Source organism: Radicibacter daui, from assembly GCA_030657355.1.
Classification (GTDB): Bacteria; Pseudomonadota; Alphaproteobacteria; order Radicibacterales; family Radicibacteraceae; genus Radicibacter; species Radicibacter daui.
Genome location: CP131056.1, coordinates 3,444,082 through 3,466,373 on the forward strand (window position 1 = coordinate 3,444,082; position 22,292 = coordinate 3,466,373).

At 65.8% G+C, this 22,292-nt stretch carries 20 protein-coding genes; 7 read left to right on the top strand and 13 right to left on the bottom strand.

Annotation, left to right across the window (positions count from 1 at the left end; all coding sequences use genetic code 11):
* Positions 1-117 precede the first annotated feature (117 nt).
* From QTL98_RS16120 to QTL98_RS16150, 7 genes are all read right to left on the bottom strand, one after another.
* Positions 118-408 (bottom strand): acylphosphatase, encoded by a 291-nt coding sequence (locus QTL98_RS16120; protein WP_445679489.1) that lies wholly within the window; start codon positions 406-408, stop codon positions 118-120.
* 24 nt (positions 409-432) lie between these two features.
* Complete coding sequence (locus QTL98_RS16125) at positions 433-951, bottom strand: 2TM domain-containing protein (RefSeq protein WP_445679490.1); 519 nt, start codon at positions 949-951, stop codon at positions 433-435.
* A 9-nt stretch (positions 952-960) separates the two neighbouring features.
* A complete protein-coding gene (locus tag QTL98_RS16130; RefSeq protein ID WP_445679491.1) occupies positions 961-1,656 on the bottom strand; it encodes an ATP12 family chaperone protein in 696 nt (231 codons plus the stop codon).
* Between the two features lie 23 nt (positions 1,657-1,679).
* Positions 1,680-2,369, bottom strand: coding sequence for an HAD-IA family hydrolase (locus QTL98_RS16135; RefSeq protein WP_445679492.1), 690 nt, complete (start codon positions 2,367-2,369; stop codon positions 1,680-1,682).
* Between the two features lie 121 nt (positions 2,370-2,490).
* Complete coding sequence (locus tag QTL98_RS16140; RefSeq protein WP_445679493.1) at positions 2,491-3,480, bottom strand: esterase-like activity of phytase family protein; 990 nt, start codon at positions 3,478-3,480, stop codon at positions 2,491-2,493.
* Positions 3,477-4,475 carry an RluA family pseudouridine synthase gene (locus tag QTL98_RS16145; RefSeq protein WP_445679494.1) on the bottom strand — a complete coding sequence of 333 codons (999 nt, stop codon included), beginning with the start codon at positions 4,473-4,475 and terminating at the stop codon, positions 3,477-3,479. The genes QTL98_RS16140 and QTL98_RS16145 overlap by 4 nt, the downstream gene beginning before the upstream one ends.
* Positions 4,472-4,807 carry a fluoride efflux transporter FluC gene (locus QTL98_RS16150; RefSeq protein WP_445679495.1) on the bottom strand — a complete coding sequence of 112 codons (336 nt, stop codon included), beginning with the start codon at positions 4,805-4,807 and terminating at the stop codon, positions 4,472-4,474. Before QTL98_RS16150 ends, QTL98_RS16145 begins: the two co-directional genes overlap by 4 nt.
* Positions 4,808-5,089: 282 nt before the next feature.
* On the opposite strand from QTL98_RS16150, the gene QTL98_RS16155 reads away from it, so the two are divergent.
* Both QTL98_RS16155 and serA read left to right on the top strand, forming a co-directional pair.
* A complete protein-coding gene (locus QTL98_RS16155; protein ID WP_445679496.1) occupies positions 5,090-5,749 on the top strand; it encodes a DapH/DapD/GlmU-related protein in 660 nt (219 codons plus the stop codon).
* 431 nt (positions 5,750-6,180) lie between these two features.
* A complete protein-coding gene (serA, locus tag QTL98_RS16160; protein ID WP_445679497.1) occupies positions 6,181-7,449 on the top strand; it encodes a phosphoglycerate dehydrogenase in 1,269 nt (422 codons plus the stop codon).
* A gap of 89 nt (positions 7,450-7,538) precedes the next feature.
* Here the strand turns inward: serA and QTL98_RS16165 are convergent, their stop codons facing one another.
* Positions 7,539-8,867, bottom strand: coding sequence for an MFS transporter (locus tag QTL98_RS16165; protein ID WP_445679498.1), 1,329 nt, complete (start codon positions 8,865-8,867; stop codon positions 7,539-7,541).
* A gap of 722 nt (positions 8,868-9,589) precedes the next feature.
* On the opposite strand from QTL98_RS16165, the gene QTL98_RS16170 reads away from it, so the two are divergent.
* Together QTL98_RS16170 and mdoH are read left to right on the top strand one after the other, a co-directional pair.
* Positions 9,590-11,170, top strand: a complete 1,581-nt coding sequence (locus QTL98_RS16170) for an OpgD/OpgG family glucan biosynthesis protein (RefSeq protein ID WP_445679499.1) — start codon at positions 9,590-9,592, stop codon at positions 11,168-11,170.
* Positions 11,171-11,277: 107 nt separating this feature from the next.
* Positions 11,278-13,404, top strand: coding sequence for a glucans biosynthesis glucosyltransferase MdoH (gene mdoH, locus QTL98_RS16175; protein WP_510637581.1), 2,127 nt, complete (start codon positions 11,278-11,280; stop codon positions 13,402-13,404).
* Between the two features lie 29 nt (positions 13,405-13,433).
* On the opposite strand, the gene QTL98_RS16180 is transcribed toward mdoH, so the two are convergent.
* The 3 genes from QTL98_RS16180 to QTL98_RS16190 all read right to left on the bottom strand — a co-directional run bounded on the left by QTL98_RS16180 (position 13,434) and on the right by QTL98_RS16190 (position 17,513).
* Positions 13,434-14,432 (bottom strand): lysine-2,3-aminomutase-like protein, encoded by a 999-nt coding sequence (locus QTL98_RS16180; RefSeq protein WP_445679501.1) that lies wholly within the window; start codon positions 14,430-14,432, stop codon positions 13,434-13,436.
* A gap of 109 nt (positions 14,433-14,541) precedes the next feature.
* A complete protein-coding gene (locus QTL98_RS16185) occupies positions 14,542-15,750 on the bottom strand; it encodes a DUF2336 domain-containing protein (RefSeq protein WP_445679502.1) in 1,209 nt (402 codons plus the stop codon).
* Between the two features lie 86 nt (positions 15,751-15,836).
* Positions 15,837-17,513 carry a sensor domain-containing diguanylate cyclase gene (locus tag QTL98_RS16190; protein ID WP_445679503.1) on the bottom strand — a complete coding sequence of 559 codons (1,677 nt, stop codon included), beginning with the start codon at positions 17,511-17,513 and terminating at the stop codon, positions 15,837-15,839.
* Between the two features lie 52 nt (positions 17,514-17,565).
* Here QTL98_RS16190 and QTL98_RS16195 point away from each other — a divergent pair, with 52 nt between their 5' ends.
* The 3 genes from QTL98_RS16195 (at position 17,566) to dapE (ending at position 20,354) form a co-directional block, all read left to right on the top strand.
* Positions 17,566-18,234 carry a pyrimidine 5'-nucleotidase gene (locus QTL98_RS16195; RefSeq protein WP_445679504.1) on the top strand — a complete coding sequence of 223 codons (669 nt, stop codon included), beginning with the start codon at positions 17,566-17,568 and terminating at the stop codon, positions 18,232-18,234.
* A 103-nt stretch (positions 18,235-18,337) separates the two neighbouring features.
* On the top strand, positions 18,338-19,177 hold the full coding sequence (dapD, locus tag QTL98_RS16200; protein WP_445679505.1) for a 2,3,4,5-tetrahydropyridine-2,6-dicarboxylate N-succinyltransferase: 840 nt from the start codon (positions 18,338-18,340) through the stop codon (positions 19,175-19,177).
* Between the two features lie 25 nt (positions 19,178-19,202).
* Positions 19,203-20,354, top strand: a complete 1,152-nt coding sequence (gene dapE, locus QTL98_RS16205; RefSeq protein WP_445679506.1) for a succinyl-diaminopimelate desuccinylase — start codon at positions 19,203-19,205, stop codon at positions 20,352-20,354.
* A 144-nt stretch (positions 20,355-20,498) separates the two neighbouring features.
* Here the strand turns inward: dapE and truA are convergent, their stop codons facing one another.
* Both truA and QTL98_RS16215 read right to left on the bottom strand, forming a co-directional pair.
* Entirely contained in the window at positions 20,499-21,239 is a 741-nt protein-coding gene (gene truA, locus QTL98_RS16210) for a tRNA pseudouridine(38-40) synthase TruA (RefSeq protein WP_445679507.1), read from the bottom strand.
* 38 nt (positions 21,240-21,277) lie between these two features.
* Positions 21,278-22,138: a MurR/RpiR family transcriptional regulator gene (locus tag QTL98_RS16215; protein WP_445679508.1), complete on the bottom strand. Its 861-nt coding sequence runs from the start codon at positions 22,136-22,138 to the stop codon at positions 21,278-21,280.
* Between the last annotated feature and the right edge of the window lie 154 nt (positions 22,139-22,292).

The following is a 22,292-nucleotide window of genomic DNA, read 5'->3' on the forward strand; positions in this document are numbered from 1 at the left end:
CCGCCACCTGGGGCCGCAAGTTACATACAGTGGTTTGCGGAAATTTCTGTTACGGCGCTGGAGCCTGAAGCCGCTGAAAGCATAGCATAATATTCGCTCCGCGCCAGAAGCCCGCAGCTAGACCGTCGCCACCTGCCGGAAGCCCGTCTGCCCCGGCTCATCGCCCTCGCGCCGGTCGATGCCGGTAACGCGGGCCTCCGGCGGGCCGGAGAGACAGCGCAGCAGCATTTCATTCACCTTGTCCGCCGGTCCGGCAAACAGCGCTTCGACGCTGCCATCGCTGCGGTTGCGCACCCAGCCGTCGAGGCAAAGAGCGGTCGCGGTCTCCACCGTCCAGCCGCGATACCACACGCCCTGAACCTGGCCGCGAATAAAGGCGTGGATGACGAGGCGCGGGCTGCTGCTCATGGGCGGTTATCCGGCATCAAGGGATCAGGGCGCGGTGGAGTTTTTGTCGCTTGCCTCCGCCTCACCAGCCCGGCGGGGCGGAATTTCGGCGATTACCTCGGCTTCCGGGAAGCGGGAGCCGATTTGCGCCGGTTCGGACGGGGCCGGCGGCTGTGCAGCTGATGGATGGCCCTTGCGCCGGGCAGCAGGGCCATATTGCGACCACAGCTTCTGCGCCTTTTCAGCGTTGCGCGCCTCCCACTCCGGCGAGAGCCACGGCACCAGGCCGGAAGCGTGCAGGGCGTGGGCGCCCAGAATAACGGCGAGCGCAAAGAAGACCGGCAGCGACCACCAGGTGCCGCGCCCGATGGCAAGGTTCATCGCCAGCAGGATAAGGCCAAGACTGAGCGACAGGATGACATGCAGCAGGAAGGGACGGCGCACCGGCTTCAGGCGCCGCCCGCCGGGCCGTGCTCCCGCACGCACCTTGCCCTCCGCCGCCGGCTCGCCCGCGGCGTCCCGGCGCCGGGTCTTCTTGCCCTGGTTCTTGTCCTGGCCGACCATGTCCCCTCTTCAGGCGGTAAGCGCGTCGAAATAGCGGCGCGTGGCGGCAACATCTTCCAGCAGCGCAGCATGGCGGACGCTCGCCTCCGCATCCTCGCCCCACTGCTCGATCTGGAAGAGCGCATCAAGTTCGGCAGCCGCAAACGCCTGCTCCGGCGTCAGCCGCCCTTCCATCAGCGCAAGGCCGATGACGAGCGAGCCAAGCGCCCCCACGGCGTTCTGCAGGCCGGAAAGGCGGAAATCATCCGCCGCTTCCACCACCGCACGCAGTCGCACGAGCGATGCTTCCGGCTGGGCGGCATGCATCAGCCCGTCCGTTACCATCAGCGGCGCCTCATAAGTCGCCGCAGCCCAGTCAACCAGCGGCGCCCAGGCAGCATTCTGCCGCCGCGCCAGCTCTTCCGGATGGTTCACCCGGTAACAGACAAGGTCGCTGCCGCCATAGGCCGCAACGGCATCAATGATGGCAGAGCGCTGCGGCCCCACCTGATCAAGCGCGGTTGCGGCAAGGCGCATCAGCGGCATGGTCTCCGGGTCAATTTCATCCCGCTGGCCATCCCATTCGGCGGCAATGGCCTCAGCCAGCGCCTTGGCCGGCAGCACCAGTGCGCGCCGGCCCGGCGTCTTCACCACGCGCCCGTCGAGGGTTACCGCAAACCCGTCAGCCTCCGGCATCACGCCGGCTTCCTTGTAAAAGCGCTTCATCTGTCTCTTCGGTCCACTATCCCTCAACCCACCAAGCGCGCAGCGGCGGCAGGCAGTTCATCATAACGGTCGATCACAACATGCGCGCCGGCATCGTGCAGCAGGTCGCGGTCGTGATAGCCCCAGGTAACGCCGATAGCCCAGGCCCCGGCATTGCGCGCCATCGCCATGTCGAAACTGGTGTCGCCGATGACCACCGCCGCTTTCGGGTCCAGCCCGCCGGCTTCCAGCAGGGCGCGCTGCACCATCTCCGGATCCGGCTTGCTGCGGCACACATCCGCCGTTTGCAGGGTCACGAAATGGCTGGCGATATCGTGGCGGGCAAGAATGGCGTCGAGCCCGCGCCGGCCCTTGCCGGTGGCCACCCCCATCAGCCAGCCCGTGCCGCCCAGTGCGGCCAGAGCCTCCCGCGTGCCGTCAAACAGCGGTTCATGCAGGTTCTCGCGCTGGCGCTGCAGAGTGAAGAAGGCCTTGTAGCCCGCCACCAGCTCGTCATGCAGCACGGCCTCGGCTTCCGGCAGCAGGCGCTGCACGGAATGCAGCAACGAGAGGCCGATGGTGGCCCGCACCGCAGCCAGTTCCGGCGCCACCAGCCCGGCGCTCATGAAGGCATGGCTCATCGCCTCGTGTATGGAGTGCTGGCTGTCCACCAGCGTGCCGTCGCAATCGAAGATCGCGAGACGAAGGGCGGATGAAGAGAGAGTGCTGGGCATGGTCCGTGCTGTCCTGGCCGCGCTGAAGGCAGCGCCTTTCCTGATGTCGCGGACTTTAGAGCATGCCGGCCCGCCCGCGACAACCGGCTGGCGCTCCCGGCAAGGCCCTTGGCAAGGAGCGTCAGCTCGCCGGCCCGTCGGGGGCGAAGCGCAGCTGAATGAGCAGCGTGCGCTGGATCGGCATGAAGTTGTTGTCGCTCATAATGAAGATATCGCTGCCGTGCCCGCTTGCGGATGGCCGCACGGCAAGCGCCTCGCAATTATCCGCCAGGGCGCCGCGGGTGATCTCCATCAGCCGTTCGCCCGTCAGCGTCTCGCCCGCCTCAGCCTTGTTCCGCCAGCCGGCAGTCAGATGTACGAGCCGGCAACCAAAGCCTTCGAGCGGAGAAAAGCGCCGCTCCAGCACCAGCAGGCTGCCATCCGGCAGCGGCCGGGCATCGGTGGGCCACAGTTCGGCCAGCAGCCCTGCCTTGCCGGTACCGTTGTAGCGGAACGGGCGCCAGTTGCCGGGCTTGCCCACCCAGGCCAGATGGCTGCCCCCGGTCGGCGCCTCGCCGATGAAGACCAGCGCGCCATCGGCAAGTCGCGTCAGGCTTTCCAGACCGCCATTGGGCGGCAGCGAGCGCACGCCCCCGGGAATATCCAGATGTTGTAGCCACTTGCCCGGCAGGCCATCGGCGCCAATGGCATAGCGATCGATGCGGTGGTCGCGCTCATAGCCCATCAACCAACTGTCGCCGTCGCGTGTCAGCGATTCGCTGTCGCTCGCCGCCCCGTCGAGCGGCTTGCCATCACTGCCGGTGACGTCCTGTGTCGCCTTGAGCGTAACGGCATCAACCCTGCCATCGGCCGCAAAACCAAGGCTCAGCCGGAAGGAGGCGCCCCGGTCGCTGATGGCCAGCAGATCGTCCCCGTCCATCACCATGCTGGAGACCCCGCCGAAACGGGCCTCCTCGGGAAATTCGACGGTGCGCGCCGCCACCAGATGCGTTCTGGCTTCCAGCCAGATCTCGCCGTCTACCGGCGCCGGCAAAGGCCCGCCGGCGGCGCAGGCCGCCGTCGCCATGGAGGCGGCAAACGCCGCCAGCACTGCCGTCAGGCGCGCGCTCAAGCTTCTTCCAGGAACAGGTCGTCGACGTCGCCGTCATCGAAGCCGAAATAGTCGAGCGTCGAGCGGAAATAGTCCGGCAGCGGCGCCTTGACCGAAATGGGGATGCTGGTGCGCGGATGCGGCACCACCACCTGCCGTGCGTGCAGATGCATCTGCCGGGGAAGGTCGCTACCCTCCATAAAGGCAGCCTCCCCGCCATATTTGCCGTCACCCAGAATGGGCGTGCCCAGCACGTCGCTGCAATGGACACGCAGCTGGTGCGTGCGCCCGGTCTGCGGCCATAGCGCCACGAAAGCGGCGCTGCTGCCCACCGATTCCAGCACACGGTAAAGCGTGCGGGCGGAATCGCCGCGCTCCTCATTCACCATCATGCGCTCGCCGTCCGGCCCCTCGCCCTTGATGAGTGGCGCCACGATGCGGCCTGCGTTCGGCTCCGGCGTGCCCACCGTCACCGCCCAGTAGATCTTGCGCACGGTGCGGCCCTTGAGCGCTGCGGTCAGCGCCCGGGCAGCCTGCGCATTGCGCGCCAGCATCAGGACACCGGACGTGTCCTTGTCCAGCCGGTGTACGAGGCGCGGTGGCTCCTCGGCATCGAACTGCAGGGCCGGCAGCATGCCGTCAACATGGCGGGTGATCTTGGTGCCGCCTTGCGTGGCAAGCCCCGCCGGCTTGTTGATGACGATCACGTCATCATCCTTGTAAAGCACAAGGCTGCGGATCATCGCCGCGTCGCGGTCTGTCACCGCCGGGCGGGGCGGGCGATCATCGAAAGCGGGATCAGCGGCGCCGCTCGCCTGCGGCGGAACACGCACGATCTGGCCGGGCTGCACGCGGGTGTCCGGCTTGGCGCGTTTGCCATCGATGCGAACCTGGCCGGTACGCAGCAGCTTTTGCAGCGGCACATGGCCCAGCGCCGGATAGTGGCGCTTGAACCAGCGATCGATGCGCATGTCCGCTTCGTCATTGCTGACGGTCTTTTGCTCAACACCGCTCATGCCAGCACCGCCCGCGTTGCAGCCATGCCGGCAAAGATCGCCAGCAGGGAAATACCGACCGAACCCACCAGATAAAGCGCCGCGGTGGAGGTCTGCCCACGCTCCATCAGCGTAGCGAAATCGAGCGAGAAGGAACTGAAGGTGGTGAAGCCACCCAGAACGCCAACGGCCAAGAAGGCCCTCAGGCCCTGACTGGAACTGCCCAGCAGCGCCAGCGCCGTCACCAGCGCGCCCATGACGAAGCTGCCAATGATGTTGACGCCCAGCGTACCCCAGGGGAAATCGGCGCCGAGCGCCCGTGTGGCGGCAACGCCGAACAGATAGCGCAGCATGGAGCCGACGGCTCCTCCGGCGGCGACAGGAAGAAGAAGCGAAAACTGCATGGACCCGGAAGCGCCGGAAGCCGGCGACCTATATCGATGTTGACGGGAAAAACGGGGGCCGGCGCGGCATACATGCCGGGGCCTGGTTGCCTACCCCTAACCCGGCGCGCCTGCCTTGTAAACTTCAAGCCCCTTCTGCCCTCTGGCCGGCCCTGCTTTTCAGCGCTAAAAGCCGCGACATCCCGTTTTTCCTGCCCCTTTTCCTGCCGGCCGAACCAACCGAGGCGAGCCATGTCCGACAAGCGCAACAAGATGCTGGGCGAAAAAGCGCTCATCCACGGTTCAGCCACTGTCTTTTCCAGCAAGCTCGGCCCCTATACGGAGGTCGGCCCCCGCAGCATGCTGCTGGAAAGCCAGCTTGGCGCCTATTCCTACCTCACCAACGACTGCAACATCATCTACAGCCGCATCGGCAAGTTCTGCGCGATTGCGGCGCAGACCCGGCTCAATCCCGGGGCGCACCCGATGGAACGGGCAACCCAGCATCATTTCACCTACCGCTCGGCCCGTTTCGGCTGGGGGCCGGATGACGACAGCTTCTTCCGCTGGCGCAAGGAGCAACCGGTGACCCTTGGCCATGATGTATGGGTGGGCCACGGTGTCACCATCATGGCAGGCGTCACCATCGGCACCGGCGCCGTGATCGGCGCAGGCGCGGTCGTCACCAAGGATGTCGCGCCCTACACCATCGTTGCCGGTGTGGCGGCCAAACCGCTGCGCATGCGCTTTTCCGAAGAGATTGCCGCCGATCTGCTGGATATCGCCTGGTGGGACTGGCCGCACGAGGTTATCGGCGCGGCAATCGATGATTTCCGCCGCCTGCCGATTGAAGAATTCGTTGCCCGATATCGCGGCGCCAAACCGTCCGCCCCGGCGGAAAACGACGAATAAAACCGGCTCCGGCCTTGACAATCGGGGGCACCTTATTTACCGTAATAAGCACGGTGATCAGAGCATCACCTAAAGCATACGCAAGTTGCTTTAGCGGCAAACGCCGCCTTTCAGGCCCTCTTCGACAGGGCATTGCCTCAGGGTTGACCAACTGCGCGCAACTGGCCACCCGGACAAAGAGTGCAAAGAAAATACCGGGCCGGCCTACGCCGGCCCGGTTTTCATTTAAGGGCGTTCCATTGTCCGGCAGCACGTTCCGCAGATGAGTGACAGCCTGCTCCTGCGGGCCGGGCATTGTGGCGTGGCCAACAGCTTCTCTCAGCGGCTGGCTTGAAATACGGCCGCGCGAATTCAATACTCTGGGGCCTTTCGGCCGGATCGTCCCCGATCCTCCGAGACTCCCGACTGAACGCTCCAGCAAGGCCTGCCCCGTGCCCAACGCCAATTATTCCGAAAACGCCCGCCTGTCCCTGCCGAAAGACCGGATCAAGGTGCTCCTGCTGGAAGGCGTCAACGACAGCGCCGTCAGCACATTGCGCCAGAGCGGCTACGCCAACGTAACCCGCTTGCCCAAGGCACTGGATGGCGATGCCCTGACCGAAGCGCTGCGCGGCGTGCATCTGCTGGGCATCCGCTCCCGGACCCAGCTTACCGCCGAGGTGCTCGAGGCCGCCGACCGCCTGATTGCGGTGGGCTGCTTCAGCGTCGGCACCAACCAGGTTGACATCGACGCCGCCTGCCGGCTGGGCATCCCGGTCTTCAATGCGCCTTTCTCGAACACGCGCAGCGTGGCGGAACTGGTGATGGGCGAGATCGTCATGCTGCTGCGCCGCGTGCCGGACCGCTCCCGCGGCGCCCATGAGGGCCTGTGGGACAAGTCCGCCAACGACAGCCACGAAGTGCGCGGCAAAACGCTCGGCATCGTGGGGTACGGCAACATCGGGACGCAGCTGTCCAATCTGGCCGAGGGCATGGGCATGCGGGTGATCTATTTCGATCACATCGACAAGCTGCGCCACGGCCAGGCAACGCCGGTGGGCAGCCTCAAGGAACTGCTCGCGGAAAGCGACGTGGTGAGCCTGCATGTGCCCGAAACCGCGGCCACCAACAGCATGATGGGCCGCTCGGAAATTGCCGCGATGAAGCCGGGCGCCTACCTCATCAACAACAGCCGCGGCACCGTGGTTGATCTCGACGCGCTCGCCGAAGCGGTGCGCGAGGGCAGGCTGCGGGGCGCGGCCGTGGATGTGTTCCCCAAGGAGCCGTCCTCCAACAACGAGCGCTTCGTCTCGCCGCTTCAGGGGCTGCCCAATGTGATCCTGACGCCGCATATCGGCGCCTCGACCGTGGAAGCCCAGGAGCAGATCGGATCGGAAGTCGCCCGCAAGCTGGTGGATTACAGCGATACCGGCGCCACGCTCGGCGCGGTAAACTTCCCGCTGGTGCAGCTTTCAACGCGGCCCAAGGGCACCCGCCTCATCCAGGTGCATCGCAATGTCGCCGGCATGCTTGGCCGCCTCAACGAGCTTCTGGCCCGGCATCAGATCAACATCGCCGCCCAGTATCTGGAGACCAATGGCGACATCGGGTACGTGGTGCTTGATGCCGAAATGTCGCTGGAGCGCAGCCAGCAGGTCCTTGAAGATATCAGGGCGCTTGAGGGCACCATCCGCGCCCGGGTTCTTTACGAAAGCCGGTAAACCGGCTCTCTCCTGCGGGCTTGTTCTGATTGGCGATCGGCGCTCGCGCACCCCGTGAACTCCAGGGTGCGCGAGCGTTAATGATGGTCTCAGGCGGCCTTCGCCTCGTCTTCCCCCGACGGGTCCGGCGGCAGGTCGGGCCCGGCGGGCGGCGTCCCGTCCGGATCGCCTTCGTCGGGGGCCTCCATATCGCCGGGACCGCGCGGATCGAGCAGCGCGCCTTGCGGAGAAATGGCGCCATCCGTCACACGGAACGGATCCTTCGCTTCCACCGGCGGCGCGGCGCGCATACGCATGCGCAAAAGCACGAAGCCAATAAAAAGCAGGTGAACCAGCGCGGTATAATAAAAAAGCGCCCCGTCCCCGAGGCGGCTCATGGCTTCGGCCGCCAGCAGCGGCCCGATGATCGCCCCGAAGCCGTAGACCATCAGCAACGCACTGGACGCTTCGACAAAATCCTCCGGCGACAGGAAATCGTTGGTATGGGCAACCGCAAGCCCGTAGAGCGGAAAGATCGCCATGCCATAGAGAAGGATGGCACCGATGAGTGCATAGCCGGTGAGAAAGGGCAGGCTGCCAACTGTCAGTGCCACCGCGATGGCGGCGATGCAGGCACCGATCATCACCCGGCGCCGGTCGATACGGTCGGAAAGGCGGCCGACCGGTAACTGCGAGATCGCGCCGCCCATCACGGCAGCAGACATGACCAGCGCGACATGCCCGGCTTCCAATCCGCGCGCATGGGCGAAGATGGGGCCAAGCCCGCCCCAGGCGCCATTCGCCAGCCCGACGGTAAAGGCCCCCACCAGCCCGACCGGAGAAATGCGGTAAAGCCGCACAAGGCGGATGCTCACCTGCTGCACCGGCTGCGGCGCGGCAAAACGCGTAAGGCTGATCGGCACCAGCGACAGGGCAATGGCGATGCCGGCAATGACGAAGAGCCGGAACCCTTCCGGCTCCGAGGTGGCGAGCAGCAGCTGGCCACCCGTCACGGCGGAGAGATTCACCACCATGTAGACGGAAAAGACGAGGCCGCGATTGGCGTTCGTCGCCCGCTCGTTAAGCCAGCTTTCGATCACCATCATCAGCCCGGCAAGGCAAAGCCCGGCAACCATGCGCAGGATAATCCAGGCCGGCGCCGAAATGACGAGAAGCTGCAGCAGGATGATCGAGGCTGCCATTGCCGCCATGACGCCGAAGGTGCGGATATGCCCGACCCGGCGCACCATGCGCGGTGTGATGAAGCAGCCGGCCACGTAACCGACGGAATAGGCCGAAGCCAGGAGACCGATGGAGAAGGTGGCAAACCCCTCCATCTGGCCGCGCACCGGCAAGAGGACACCTTGCAGGCCCGCGCCCACCAGCAGGATGGCAGCGGCGCCGAGCACGGCAAAAAGCGGCAGGAAAGTCGAACGCATGTCTCCGTCCCGAAAAGGCCGACAAAAAGGGCGCAGGCCGGGGCGGATCGCCCCGTTTGGCAGGGCCGGCTTCCCCGTCAGGCGGGGACCGGCTTCTCAGGCAGCTAAGGTAACCCGGCCTCCCAACGCTTCAAGGGGCAAGTCGCCCCCGCTTCGTCCGGGCTGTTGCAGTGCCCAACGCACCGGTCCCGAGTCGCATCCGGCGACCGGCCATCTGCCGGCCTGAACAGACATCACGGGGTAGGATTCTGCCGCCAACTTGCCGTAACTCCCCGGAAAAAGGCGTAAAAACGCAACAGGCAGAACGGATGGAACGCAATTCCCCCTCCAGCCGTTCCAAGAGTCATGGGCGGCGCTCGACAGGATGAGGGCGTGGGCCTTATAGCTTGCCCATCGCAGGCGCGAAGAAACCTCCGCCGGTCAAATCAGGGAGGGGACTTTCGCCGGCGCGACGGGGCAATTCCGGCAAGTTTCACCCGTCTTTCAAAATGTTCCGGCCAAAATTTACTGCTCGATAATCATCATACGCGAAGATGACCGTGAATTTGCCTTTATTCCGGGATCAATTGGGCAGCGTGCTTATTACGTCCCGCTTTCCGGCCAGGGCCGGGCGGGGTGTTTTGGCCTGCGCTCACCAAAAGGCGCATTACCGAGTGACCCCGGGCCCTCAGTCCGGCTCGGGGCAAAGTGTCGTTTGTCTGTTTCTGGAGAAAGCCTGATCGATGATCGGCAAGGTTACGTCCGCCAAATCCCCCCGGCTGCCTTCCCTTTCCCGGCGCTCGCTTCTGGCGACGGTAGCTTCCTTTTCCGCAGCAGCCGGCCTTGGCGGCATCTCCAGCGCCTTCGCCCAGCCCTCGCCGGGCCTTGACGATCCCAACCACCCGTTCGGGCGCAGCGACGTGCTGGCGCTGGCGCGGCGGCTGGCCAAGGATCCCTACCAGGCGCCGTCGACCGACCTGCCCGAGCCATTCAACTCGCTGACCTACGAGCAGTATCAGGACATTCACTTCCGCCCCGAGCGCTCTGTCTGGGCGGACCAGAAGCTGCCCTTCCAGCTGCAGATGCTGATGCGCAGCGCGCCCTATAACCGCGCGCTCACCTCGCTGTCGGTGATCGAGGACGGGCACCAGCTGCCCATCACCTATGCGCCCGACCAGTTCGATTTCGGCTCCGCCATTCCCTCCCCGATACCGGAGGGCGATATCGGCTTTTCCGGTTTCCGCATCCATTACCCGCTGAACGCCCCGGACCGGCTGGATAGTGTCGTCTCCTTCCAGGGCAACAGCTATTTCCACGCCCGTGCCAAGGGCCAGACCATCGGCCTTTCCGGCCGGGCGCTGGCCATCCGCACCGCCTCGCCGGATGGCGAGGAGTTTCCGGTCTTCCGCCAGTTCTGGGTGGAAAAGCCGCGCCAGAATGGATCGGTCGTCGTTGTGCACGCGCTGCTGGACAGCAAGAGCGTGACCGGCGCTTATCGCTTCACCATCCGCCCCGGCGCCGAGACGGTGATGGATGTGGAGATGACGCTGTTTCCGCGCGTCGATCTCAAGGAAGTGGGCCTTGCCCCCTCCTCCTCGATGTATTTCTTCGGCGAGCTTGCGCATGAGGATGTGGACGATTACCGCCCGGCGGTGAGCGACAGCGACGGCCTCCTGATGCTCAACGGCCTCGGCGAGGTTCTCTGGCGCCCGCTTTCCAACCCGCGCGACCTGCAGATCAGCGCTTTCCAGGACCAGGGCCCGCGCGGCTTTGGCCTCATGCAGCGCAACCGCCGCTTCAGCCATTACCAGGATCTCGAGCAGCATTATGAAAGCCGGCCGAGCCTGTGGATCGAGCCGATCGGTGACTGGTCCTCGGGCACTGTGACGCTGGTGGAAATTCCGTCCAGCAGCGAGTTCAACGACAATATCGTCGCCTTCTGGCGCCCCAGCACCCCGCTGCCGGCAGGCACCGAAGCCTCGTTCTCCTACCGCCTGCGCTGGTGCGACGATTTCAAGACCGACCGCGCCCGCGTCATCGCCAGCCGCTCGGGCCTGACGCGCGAGGGCAAGTCGCGCCTCTTCGTCATCGATTACGAGCCGCTGCCGGGCGATAACGACAACGCGCCGGAAATCGGGCTGACGACGAGCGCCGGCAAGATTTCCAACGGCCGCGTCCAGCGTAATTCCGACACCAATGGCTGGCGTGTATCCTTCGAACTCAATCTGAACGGCGTCGACATGGCCGAACTGCGCTGCGACCTCAAGCGCGGCGACACGCCGGTCGGCGAATCCTGGCTTTATCGATGGACACCGCCCAAGTGAACCTTACCGATCTGGCAGCAGAACCGGTTCCCGCCCCGCAACCGCCTGCGGGCCTGTGGTCCAGCGCTGCCGGTGTTGTCGTACGCCCGGCCGAAAGCCACCGGCCGATGCCGGTTCAGGATCTGTCGAAGGCCCCGTCCACCGAAGGGCGCGAGAAGCTGCCGAGCCCGTGGTTCGTGCGCTCTTTCGTGCTGTGGGGTGCCATCGCGGTTGCCGGCATCTCCATCTATGAGATGGAAGAAGTGCTGGCGCTCGGCGGGCTTACCACCGTCGAGCTGGTGGTGCTGGTGCTGTTTGCCATCAACATCAGCTGGATCAGCCTGTCCTTTACCAGCGCCCTAGTCGGCTTCTTCCAGCTGAGCGCACGGCATCTGGGCCTGCTGCGCTCCACCCCGGCGGAGATTGAAGGGCCGCTTCAGGGCCGTACCGCTATCCTGATGCCGACCTATAACGAGGCGCCGGACCGGGTCTACGCCGCGCTCGAAGTCATGCGCGCTTCCATTGCCGAGACCGGCGATGGCGATGCCTTCGATTTCTTCATCCTTTCCGACACCACCGACCCTGCGGCCGCGCTGGCGGAGGAGACTGCCTATCTGGCCCTGATGCGCCGCCTCGGCACCGATGCACGGGTCTATTACCGCCGCCGCTGGCGCAACACCGCCCGCAAGGCCGGTAACATCGCCGATTTCTGCACCCGCTGGGGCGGGGCCTATGACTACATGCTGGTGCTGGACGCCGACAGCCTGATGGATGGCGCCACCATCTCCACCATGGCCCGGCGGCTGGAGGCCGATCCGAAGCTCGGCCTCTTGCAAACCGTCCCCATGCTCATCAACCGCTCTTCGCTGTTCGCGCGCCTGCAGCAGTTCGCCGGCCGCGTCTATGGCCCGGTGATCGCCACCGGCCTTGCGCGCTGGAGCGGGTATGACTGCAACTACTGGGGCCACAACGCGATTATCCGCACCAAGGCCTTTACCGAGGCGGCGGGCCTGCCCGATCTGCCCGGCAAGGCGCCCTTCGGCGGCCATATCCTCAGCCACGATTTCGTCGAGGCCGCGCTGATGCGCCGGGCCGGCTGGGGCGTGCGGCTTGACGCCGATCTTGGCGGCAGTTTCGAGGAAAGCCCGCCTTCCCTCATCGATATCGCCATCCGCGACCGGCGCTGGTGTCAGGGCAACCTGCAACACGCGCTAGTGCTGCCGACGCGCGGCCTGCACTGGATGAGCCGCCTGCACATGACGACGGGCATCCTCTCCTATCTGGCCTCGCCCTTCTGGCTGCTGCTCATCCTCGCCGGTTTGCTGCTGAGCTTGCAGGCGCATTTCATCCGCCCGGAATATTTCCCGGATGCCTTCGCCCTCTTCCCCACCTGGCCGCTGATCGACAGCGAGCGGGCGCTCAGGCTTTTCTTCGGCACCATCGCGGTGCTGTTCACCCCCAAGCTGCTCGGCCTCATCACCTTCCTGATCGACCCGCGGCGCGAGACCTACGGCCCCGGTGCCCTGTCGGTGCTGGCGAGCGTGGTGTTCGAGATCATCCTCTCCGCCCTGCTCGCGCCCATCCTGATGCTGCTGCAAACCGCCGCCGTGCTCGACATCCTGCTCGGCCGCGACAGCGGCTGGAAGCCGCAGCAGCGCGAGGATGGCAGTGTGCCGCTCGGCCAGATCGCCCGCCGCCATGTCGGCCATGTGGTGTTCGGCATCGTACTGGGTGTGGCGGCCTATCTCGTCTCCCCGGCACAGCTTGCCTGGCTCTCCCCGGCCCTTGTCGGCCTTGCCCTTGCCATTCCGCTCTCCGCCCTCACCGCCTCCAGCGCCGTGGGCCGGGCAATGCGCGCCATGGGTTTTCTGATAACGCCGGAGGAGCAGTATCCGCCGCAGGTCGCAACCCGCACCGACGCGGTGGAGCCGCTTTATACCGAAGCGCTGGCAGAAGTGCCGCGTTTTGCCGAGGTGGTGAGCGATCCTGACAAGCTGGAGACGCATCTGCGCCTGCTTGATCCGGCACCGGTGCCGGCGCGCGGCCAGATCGACACCATTACCGCCTGCGCCGATGCGCGCATCCGCTCGGTGCTGAGCCAGGCGGAGGCGGTTGCCGCCTTTACCCGGCAGGAGCTGACGGCCGTAATGGCAAATCCGCGCCTTCTGCGCGACCTCGCGGCGCTGCCAGCAGTCAACCCGCCGGTCGCCGTGGTGGATTTCAGCGAACCGCGCCGCGCCGGCGCCGCCGAATAAGCCTTAAAAAGCCCGGTCGCCGGCGGACGTTATTCTGCCGGCGGTTCGCGCGAAGCGAGGAAATCCGGGCCCACCGGTATCTTGCCGCTGCCGCCGGGCGGGTCCCACACGTAGGTGGGCTGGGCAAGGCCCGAAAGGCGGCCGCGCAAGGCCCGCATCAGCGCCTGGCCTTCCGCGAGCGTGATGCGGAAATGGCTGGTGCCCGGCGCCAGATCGGGGTGGTGCAGATAGTAGGGTTTGACCCTTAGCGTCACCAGTGTACGGAAGAGCTTTTCCAGCACCGCCACGTCATCGTTGATGCCCTTCAGCAGTACGCTTTGCGAGACGAGCGCGATGCCGGCATTGGCGAGATCGCCGATGGCGCGGCGCGCATCGCCCACCAGCTCATCGGCATGATTGGTGTGGACGGCGAGCCAGACGGCAAGCGTGTCGCGCGGTCTCAGCGCCTGCAGAAGCGCTCCGTTCACCCGCTCCGGATCGACAACCGGCACGCGGGTGTGAAGCCGCACCGATCCCACATGCTCCATCCCCGCCAGCGCATCGAGGATCAGCGCCAGCCGGCGCGGGGAGAGCATGAGCGGGTCGCCCCCGGTCATCACCACCTCCCACACCTCTTCATGGGTGCGGATATAATCGAGCGCAGCATCGAGTTCGCTGTTGCTGAGGCCCTCGCCCCCCGGCCCCACCATCTCGCGGCGGAAGCAGAAGCGGCAATAGACCGGGCAGGCATGCAGCGCCTTCAGGAGCACCCGGTCGGGGTAGCGGTGCACGATGCCCTTCACCGGGCTCATCGGCTCGTCGGAGATCGGGTCATCCAGCTCTTCCGGCAACCGGTAGAGCTCGCGCGCATCGGGCACGAACTGAAGCGCCACCGGCCCTTCCGGCTTCGCCAGTGCCAGCGCCGCCACATGCGGCGTCACCGCCACGGCATAACGCGCGGCCACCGGCTCCAGGGCCGGCGCCTCTTCGGCGGAAAGGAGGCCTGCCGCCTCCAGGGCGGCAAGCGAGGTGAGCGTCGACCGGGTCATGACCTGCTTTCCGGGGCAAGGGCACCTCCCCTGCCCTGACGGGGCACAGGCGGGGCCTCAGGCCGGGAGAGATGTTTGCGTAAGGGCCAGGGGAGCGGACCGGGCGGCGTCAGCTGATGCCGTACCCTTCCAGCTCCCACATCATCTGGGCCTTGCTTATCGGATATTGCGTGCCGCCACGCAAATTCATTACCTCGCGGGGAGGTATGCGCGCGATCTTGAGCTGGATGCTGTGGGCAAGGCGGGCGCTGAGCCCGGCTTTCCAGCACAGGCCCATGATGACCTTGCCGTTGGAGGAGCCGACAATATCCTCCACCGTCTTGTCCGGGCACTGCGCCAGCGCGGCAAGTCCGGCGAGCAGGAAGGGCCGGTCGCCGCGCTCCAGTGCCGCCACCATCTCCAGCTCGGTCAGCTTGTTTTCCTGGGCCAGCTTGCGCGCCTTGGCCGAGCCGCCCACCTCCTCGGCCACACCCTTGGGCTCCGCCACCAGTCGGCGCTTGACCGTCTCCCCCAGCGCGGCGACCGTATCCGCATCCACATCCGGGCGCTCCTGCAGCACCTTGACGAGCGAGGTGGAAACGAACTCGGCAAGCCGCCGCACCGCACGCAGCGGCAGCGAGGGGCGGCGCACCAGCGGGGCGTGCCAGGGCTCATGTTCCGGCGCCCGTTCGATGATCTGGTCCAGCGTTTGTTCGCGGATCTGGGCCTTGGGGTTGGCAAGCAGCGTGGCAATCGCCTGCTCGTCATCGCTGCTGGCGATGGCATCGGCCACCGCGCCGGTTACCGAGCCACGGCGCGCGATGGCAGAGAGCGCGCCCTTGGCCGGGCTTTGCGAGATGATCTCGACCAGATCGTCGTCCGACAGCACCGGCGAATGTTCCAGCACCGGCGTTGCGACGGCGGCGGCAGCATCGCGGGCAAGGCGCTTTACGATGCCGTTCGGCGCTTCCGGCATATGCTGCAGCGCCTCGGAGATGACGGCGCGCACCCGCTCTACCTGGTCCTGTGCCAGCTTCTCCAGCACCTGCAGCGTCATGGCGGTCAGCTGGTCCTGCTGGTCGGCCGGCAGGGTAGGCACCAGACGGGCGATCTTGCCGGCCAGCGCCGCGCGCACGCCATCATCCTTGTCGCCAGACAGCATCACGTCGGCATGGCGCGGCGTCGCCTCGTTGCCGGCCACAAGGCCGCGCACATAAGCCTCGACATCGGAGGCAAGGAAATAGAGGAGCTCGGGCCGGATGTCCGCGCGGGCCGCCAGCTCCCCGCGCACCCGCGGGTTGGGATCGCTCGCCATCTGCTTGGAGCGCTCGTAATCCATCTTCAGCCACGCCCCCTGGCAGCGCCCCGGGCCCGGACGCCGCAGATTTCAGGAACATTCGAAGGGTGCGGCATTCGCAAGCTGGCTCAACCTGTTACGGACGCCGTCTCTTCTCCGGCAAAGGAATAGCGGTTCTTGCCGCCCTTCTTGGCGACATACATGCCATCGTCCGCCTTGACGATCAATTGCTCGCCGCTCTGTTCTTCACCGGGGGCGTGCAGCCCGATGCCGATGGAAAGCCCCACCGGCTTTTCCGGCGAGGAGGAGAAGGGGCGCATCTTCTCGATGCCCTCGCGGATGAGCCGCTCGGACAGCATGGCGGCACGGTCGCGGTCGGTATTATCAAGCCAGACCAGAAACTCGTCGCCGCCAAGGCGCGCCGGCAGGTCGCCGCGCGAGGCGATATCCTGCAGCATGCCGGCCAGCGTCAGCAGCACCTGATCGCCCATCTGGTGGCCATGGGTGTCGTTGACGGCCTTGAAGTTGTCGAGGTCGATATAAAGCAGCGCCGACGGGCGATCGCCGCCTTCGGCAAGGTTCTTGTCCAGCCGCTCCATGAAGGTGCGGCGGTTATAAAGCCCGGTCATGCCGTCGCGCTCGGATTGCCAGCGCAGCTGTTCCTGATAGTCGGCATGGGCGTGGGCGATGCCGATCTGGTTGGCAATCGCCCCCATCAGCGAAATCTCGTCCGGCGTATAATCCGGCGCCTCTTCCTCCCGCCACACATAGACCGAGCCGTTGAGCTGGCCGTGGTGGGAGCTGCGGGCACCCAGCACCCGCGTACCCAGCGCCCCGGTCAGCACCGCCGGCGACCCGTCCGCCGGCAGGCGCGCGGTAATCACGCCGAGATCAAGCTGGGAAAGCGGCGGGCCGAACTGCGCCACCACCTGCAGACCGCGCCGGTCCGTGGATTTGACGATGCGGCAGCCATCCGCCGTCAGCGCCATGGCGGTTGCCCGCGCCGCGCCGGCATAGGCGCGCTCGGGGTCGATCTCGTCTCGGATGGCCACCACGATGCGGGTCAGCGCACGCTCACGCTCTCGGGCATGAGCGAGTTCCGCCTCGCGCTGGCGCTCGACCGTCACGTCGCGGGCCACGCCCCGCGCGCCGGCGGGAAAACCATCGCGCCCGATGATGGGCAGGCCGGAGCCCATCAGGCACACCTGCCGGCCAAGCGCATCCGTCAGCCAAGCCTCGCGCTGGGTATAGGGCTCGCGCGGGTCAAACAGTTCCACCACGTCGGATGGCTCGCCAATCCCGAGGTCCAGCGGCCGGCGGTCGATCAGCTGCTCGGGCGTGAAGCCCAGCGCACCATGCTGCGAGACGAAGGCAAAACGTCCGTCCGCGCCGGTCTCCCAGGCGAAGTCGGCACTGACTTCCACCAGATCCTTGAAGCGCTCGCGCGATTCCGTCAGCACCTGGCGCAGATTGCGCTCCAGTGTCGCCTCGCGCCCTTCCACCACCAGCCAGCCATCCCGGAGCACGACGGACTGCCATTCGAAAACACGCAGCCCCTCCTGCACCGGCAGCGGCACCGACAGTGTCGGCTCCTGGCCGTTGAGGACCACCGGGCGCCACTGCTTCAGCGCCTCCAGGCAGTCAGGATGGGTTTCGAACAGGGCACTGGCCGGCGCGTTGATCTGGGCGATCTCGCCGCTCGGGGCAAAGGTCACCAGAGGGCTCGGCCACAGTTCCAGCAGCTGTTGCGGGAACGGTAGCGCCAGTTCTCCATCTGAGAGCGACGAATGCGTCATATCGATCATGTATGCCAAACTAGCCTTGCCCGGGCTCACAGGTCACGCCATTTTGCGGGGCATGATGAACCATAATCACACACTCGCCGATCTCGATACCTGGGTCTTCGATCTCGACAACACCCTTTACCCCGCCTCGACCCGTCTTTTTGACCAGGTCGACCGGCGTATCGGTGAGTTTGTGGCCCATGCGCTGGGCATAAACGCCACCGAAGCACGGCTTGTCCAGAAGTCTTATTTTCGGGAACACGGTACCACGCTGCGCGGCATGATGCTTAACCACGCGACCGATCCCAAGCACTTCATGGATTATGTCCACGATATTGATCTGGGACAGGTGGTCTCGGATACGGCGCTGGACGAGGCGCTGGCAACCCTGCCCGGCCGCAAGATCATCTACACCAATGCCTCCGCCACCCATGCCGAGCGCGTGATGGACAAGCTCGGCATCTCGCGCCACTTCTCCGGCATCTTCGATATTACCGAGGCCGGTTATGTGCCCAAGCCCGAGACGGCCGGTTATGCCACCGTCATCGAGCGTTTCAGCATAGCCCCCGGCAGGGCCGCGATGGTGGAGGATATGGCCCGCAACCTGCTGCCGGCCAAGCAGCTCGGCATGACAACGCTGTGGGTGCGCACGGATGACGATCATGCCCAGCCGCTCGACGGCGATACCCATATCGACCATGTGACGGACGATCTGGCCGGCTGGCTGAAAGCCATCGTCTGAAGCCCGTCATAAGGGCCGGGCAGCAGTTGACACCTCTGCCGCTTCCGGCCTTTATCCCAATCCCTCCTCATTTCATAAAATTCCGCCAGGGAAGAGCCTTTCCATGAGCACCGATCTCGAAGCCGCCATCGACGCCGCCTGGGAGCGCCGCGCCGAACTTTCCACCACGACGCAAGGCGCCGAGCGCGAAGCGGTCGAAGAGGCGCTGCAGGCGCTCGACAGCGGCAAACGCCGCGTGGCCGAAAAGGTGGATGGCAGCTGGAAGATCAACCAGTGGCTCAAGAAGGCGGTGCTGCTTTCCTTCCGCCTCAATGACAACAGCGTTCAGGGCGGCGGCCCGGGCGAGGCCACCTGGTGGGACAAGGTGCCCTCCAAGTTCGACGGCTGGGGCGAGAACCGCTGGCGCGATGCCGGCTTCCGCGCCGTGCCGAACGCTGTGGTGCGCCGCTCCGCCTATATCGCCCCGGGCGTCGTGCTGATGCCGAGCTTCGTCAATGTCGGCGCCTATGTCGATAGCGGCACCATGGTCGATACCTGGGCCACCGTCGGCTCCTGCGCCCAGATCGGCAAGAACGTGCACATCTCCGGCGGCACCGGCATCGGCGGCGTGCTCGAGCCGCTGCAGGCCGGCCCGGTCATCATTGAAGACAATTGCTTCATCGGCGCCCGCTCGGAAGTGGCCGAAGGTGTGGTGGTGGAAACCGGCGCCGTCATCTCCATGGGCGTCTTCCTCGGCCAGTCGACCAAGATCATCGACCGGGCGACCGGCGAAGTGATGTATGGCCGCGTGCCGGCCTACAGCGTCGTCGTGCCCGGCACCCTGCCCGGCAAGCCGCTGCCGGATGGCACCCCGGGCCCGGGCCTTGCCTGCGCCGTGATCGTCAAGCGCGTTGATGAGAAGACCCGCTCCAAGGTCTCCATCAACGATCTGCTGCGCGACTGATCATAGCCCCGAAAGCCTGAAGACGATGACCACCGGAAGCCTGGACCCCGTTGCCCTGCTGCAGGGTCTCATCCGTTGCCCGAGCGTAACGCCTGCCGAAGGGGGCGCACTAGCGCTGCTGGAGACGGAACTGGGCAAACTGGGCTTCCGGTGCCATCGCCTGCGCTTTGAAGAACCGGGTTTTGCCCCGGTGGAAAACCTCTATGCCCGCTTCGGCACCGCGGGGCCGAACTTCTGTTTTGCCGGCCACACCGATGTGGTGCCGGTGGGCGATCCCGCCGGCTGGACGGTCGATCCGTTTGGCGGCGAAATCGCGGCCGGCAACATTTACGGGCGCGGCGCGGCGGACATGAAGGGCGGCGTTGCTGCTTTCGTGGCGGCGGCGGCCCGCGTCGTGGCGGCCCTCAGGCACGGCTCCATCAGCCTGCTCATCACCGGTGATGAGGAAGGCGATGCCGTCAACGGCACCGTCAAGGTGCTGGAGTGGCTGGCCGCCAATGGCGAAAAGCTCGATGCCTGCCTGGTTGGGGAACCGACGAACCCGAACCGCCTCGGCGACATGGTCAAGATCGGCCGCCGTGGCTCGATGACCGGCACGCTCAAGGTGTCCGGCACGCAAGGCCACGCCGCTTATCCGCATCTGGCCGATAATCCGCTGCCGCGCCTCGCCGCCATGTGCGAGCGGCTGGCGAACACCCCGCTCGATACCGGCAGCGACCACTTCCCCGCCACCACGCTGGCGCTCACCACCATCGATGTCGGCAACCCGGCCAGCAATGTCATCCCGGCAGAAGGCCGTGCGGTTTTCAACATCCGCTTCAACGACCTGCACACATCAGACAGCATCAAGCGCTGGGCCGACCAGATTTGTGCGGGCGTCGGCGGACGTTACGAGCTCAGCTGGCGTGTTTCCGGCGAAAGTTTCCTGACGCCGCCGGGCCAGTTGAGCACGCTGGTGGCCGGCGCCATCGAAGCCGAAACCGGCATCGCCCCCGAGCTTTCCACCACCGGCGGCACCTCGGATGCCCGCTTCATCCGCTCCTACTGCCCGGTCGTGGAATTCGGCCTCGTCGGCCAGACCATGCACAAGGTGGACGAGCATGTGGCCGTGGCCGATGTCGTGAAGCTCACCGCCATCTATGAGCGGGTGCTCAGGAGCTACTTCAGGTTCGGATAAAATTCCTTCCCCGCTCGCGGGGAAGGTGCTGCGAAGCAGCGGAAGGGGATGTTGACGGCGTCATTAAGTCCCTGCGCAGACAAGTCCTTCCGCCTACACCCCCATCCGGCCTGCGGCCACCTTCCCCATAAATGGGGAAGGAAATTAGTCATACATCGCTTCCATGAAATAGAGCCCGTCCGGTGGGGCGGTTTCGCCGGCCTTGCGGCGGTCGCCGGTTTCCAGCGCCGCGCGCACATCATCCGAGCTCAGCTTGCCGATACCCACATCGCGCAGCGTGCCGGCGATGATGCGCACCTGATTGTGGAGGAAGGAACGCGCGGCCACATGCAGGCGGATTTCCTCCCCCACCCGTTCCACATCCACCCGGCCCATGGTCTTGACCGGGCTGTCGGCCTGGCACTCGGCGGAGCGGAAGGCGGAGAAATCATGCCGGCCTTCCAGCACCTTGCCGGCCGCCGCCATCGCCTTTTCATCCATCGGCCGCCCCCACAGCCAGGCCCGCCCGGCCTCCAGCGCCAGCGGCGCCCGGCGGTTGACATAGCGATACATGTAGCGGCGCCCGATGCAGGAGAAGCGGGCGTGGAAATCATCCGCCGCACGCTCTGCCGAGAGCACCGAAATCGGCGCGGGGCGCAGATGCGCATTCAGCGCCTTCATCACCTCGCGCGGGTCTTTTTCAGCCACCAGTTCGAAGGAGGCAGCCATACCCAGCGCATGCACGCCAGCATCGGTGCGGCCGGCACCGAACACATTGATCTGCTCGCCGCAATAACGTTCCACCGCCTCTTCCAGCGATTGCTGGATAGAAGGAACGCCATCCTGACGCTGCCAGCCGGCAAAGGGCCGCCCGTCCCATTCGAGAAGGAGTTTGTATCGTGCCATGGCCGGGGTTTTAGCCGGGATAGGCGGGAAGCGGAAGCTCAGTAGACTTCCAGATCCCCGAGTTCCTCGTGAATTTGCGCAATCAGCTCGCTGCGGCGAACGGCATTGCGGCCAAGCTGCGCCTCGACCCGGTCGATCAGCAGCTGCAGCACCGAGACGATGGCCGTCAGGGAGGGCGACTGGCGCGCCGGTCCCAGATGGCAGGGCAGCACGATGGCCCCGTTCTGCATCGCCCGGGACGCATTGACCGGATCGGTAATCTCCACCACCCGGGCGCGCGCCGCCGCCAGGAAATCGGCGATCTGCCGCACGGTGGCATCGCGCGGACGGCCGGAGATGATGAGCGCTGCATCATGCGGCGCCACCATCGCCATATCCTCTGCCAGCGTCGTCGGCGCTGCGCCCAGCACCCAGACTTCCGGGCGGATGCGCGCCAGCAGCTGGCGGGCGTGGGAGCCAAGGCCGGAAAGCCCGCCCTGCCCGACGATCCACAGCCTGGGCGCGGTGGCGAGCGCATCGACGGCCCGCTCCACCACTTCGGTACTGAGCCCCTCCAGCGTGCGGATCACATTGGCGATCTCGCCGCGCAGGTGGTTTTCAATGCTGCCGGGCGTGCCGGTTGCCGCCTGGCCGCCCGTCGCCACGATGTGCTGGACCGGGCCGGTGCGGTTACGTTCCTCGCGCGCCTGCAGGCGCACCTCATTGAAATCGGTATAGCCGAGCGTGCGGAAGAAACGGGCCGCCGTGGATTTCGACACTCCCGCCATGGCCGAAAGCTCGGTCGCCGAAAAACTCAGCATGTCGTCCGGCCCTTCGAGGATCAGCTCGGCCAGCCGCCTCTCCCCCGGTGTCAGCCGGTCGAAGCAGGACTGGATACGGAGGGCAAGGCGCGTCGACATGGTTTTTAGTCCATACAGCCTGTTTCAGAATTTCACCAGCATGAAACAGCCGGCGCCCAAAAAGGCACCAACCGGCCCATTTTATGCGCAAAACCGCCATGAAACGCCGACTGTTTCAGGAGCAATGGCGCACTGAAACAGAAGTTTCACTGTT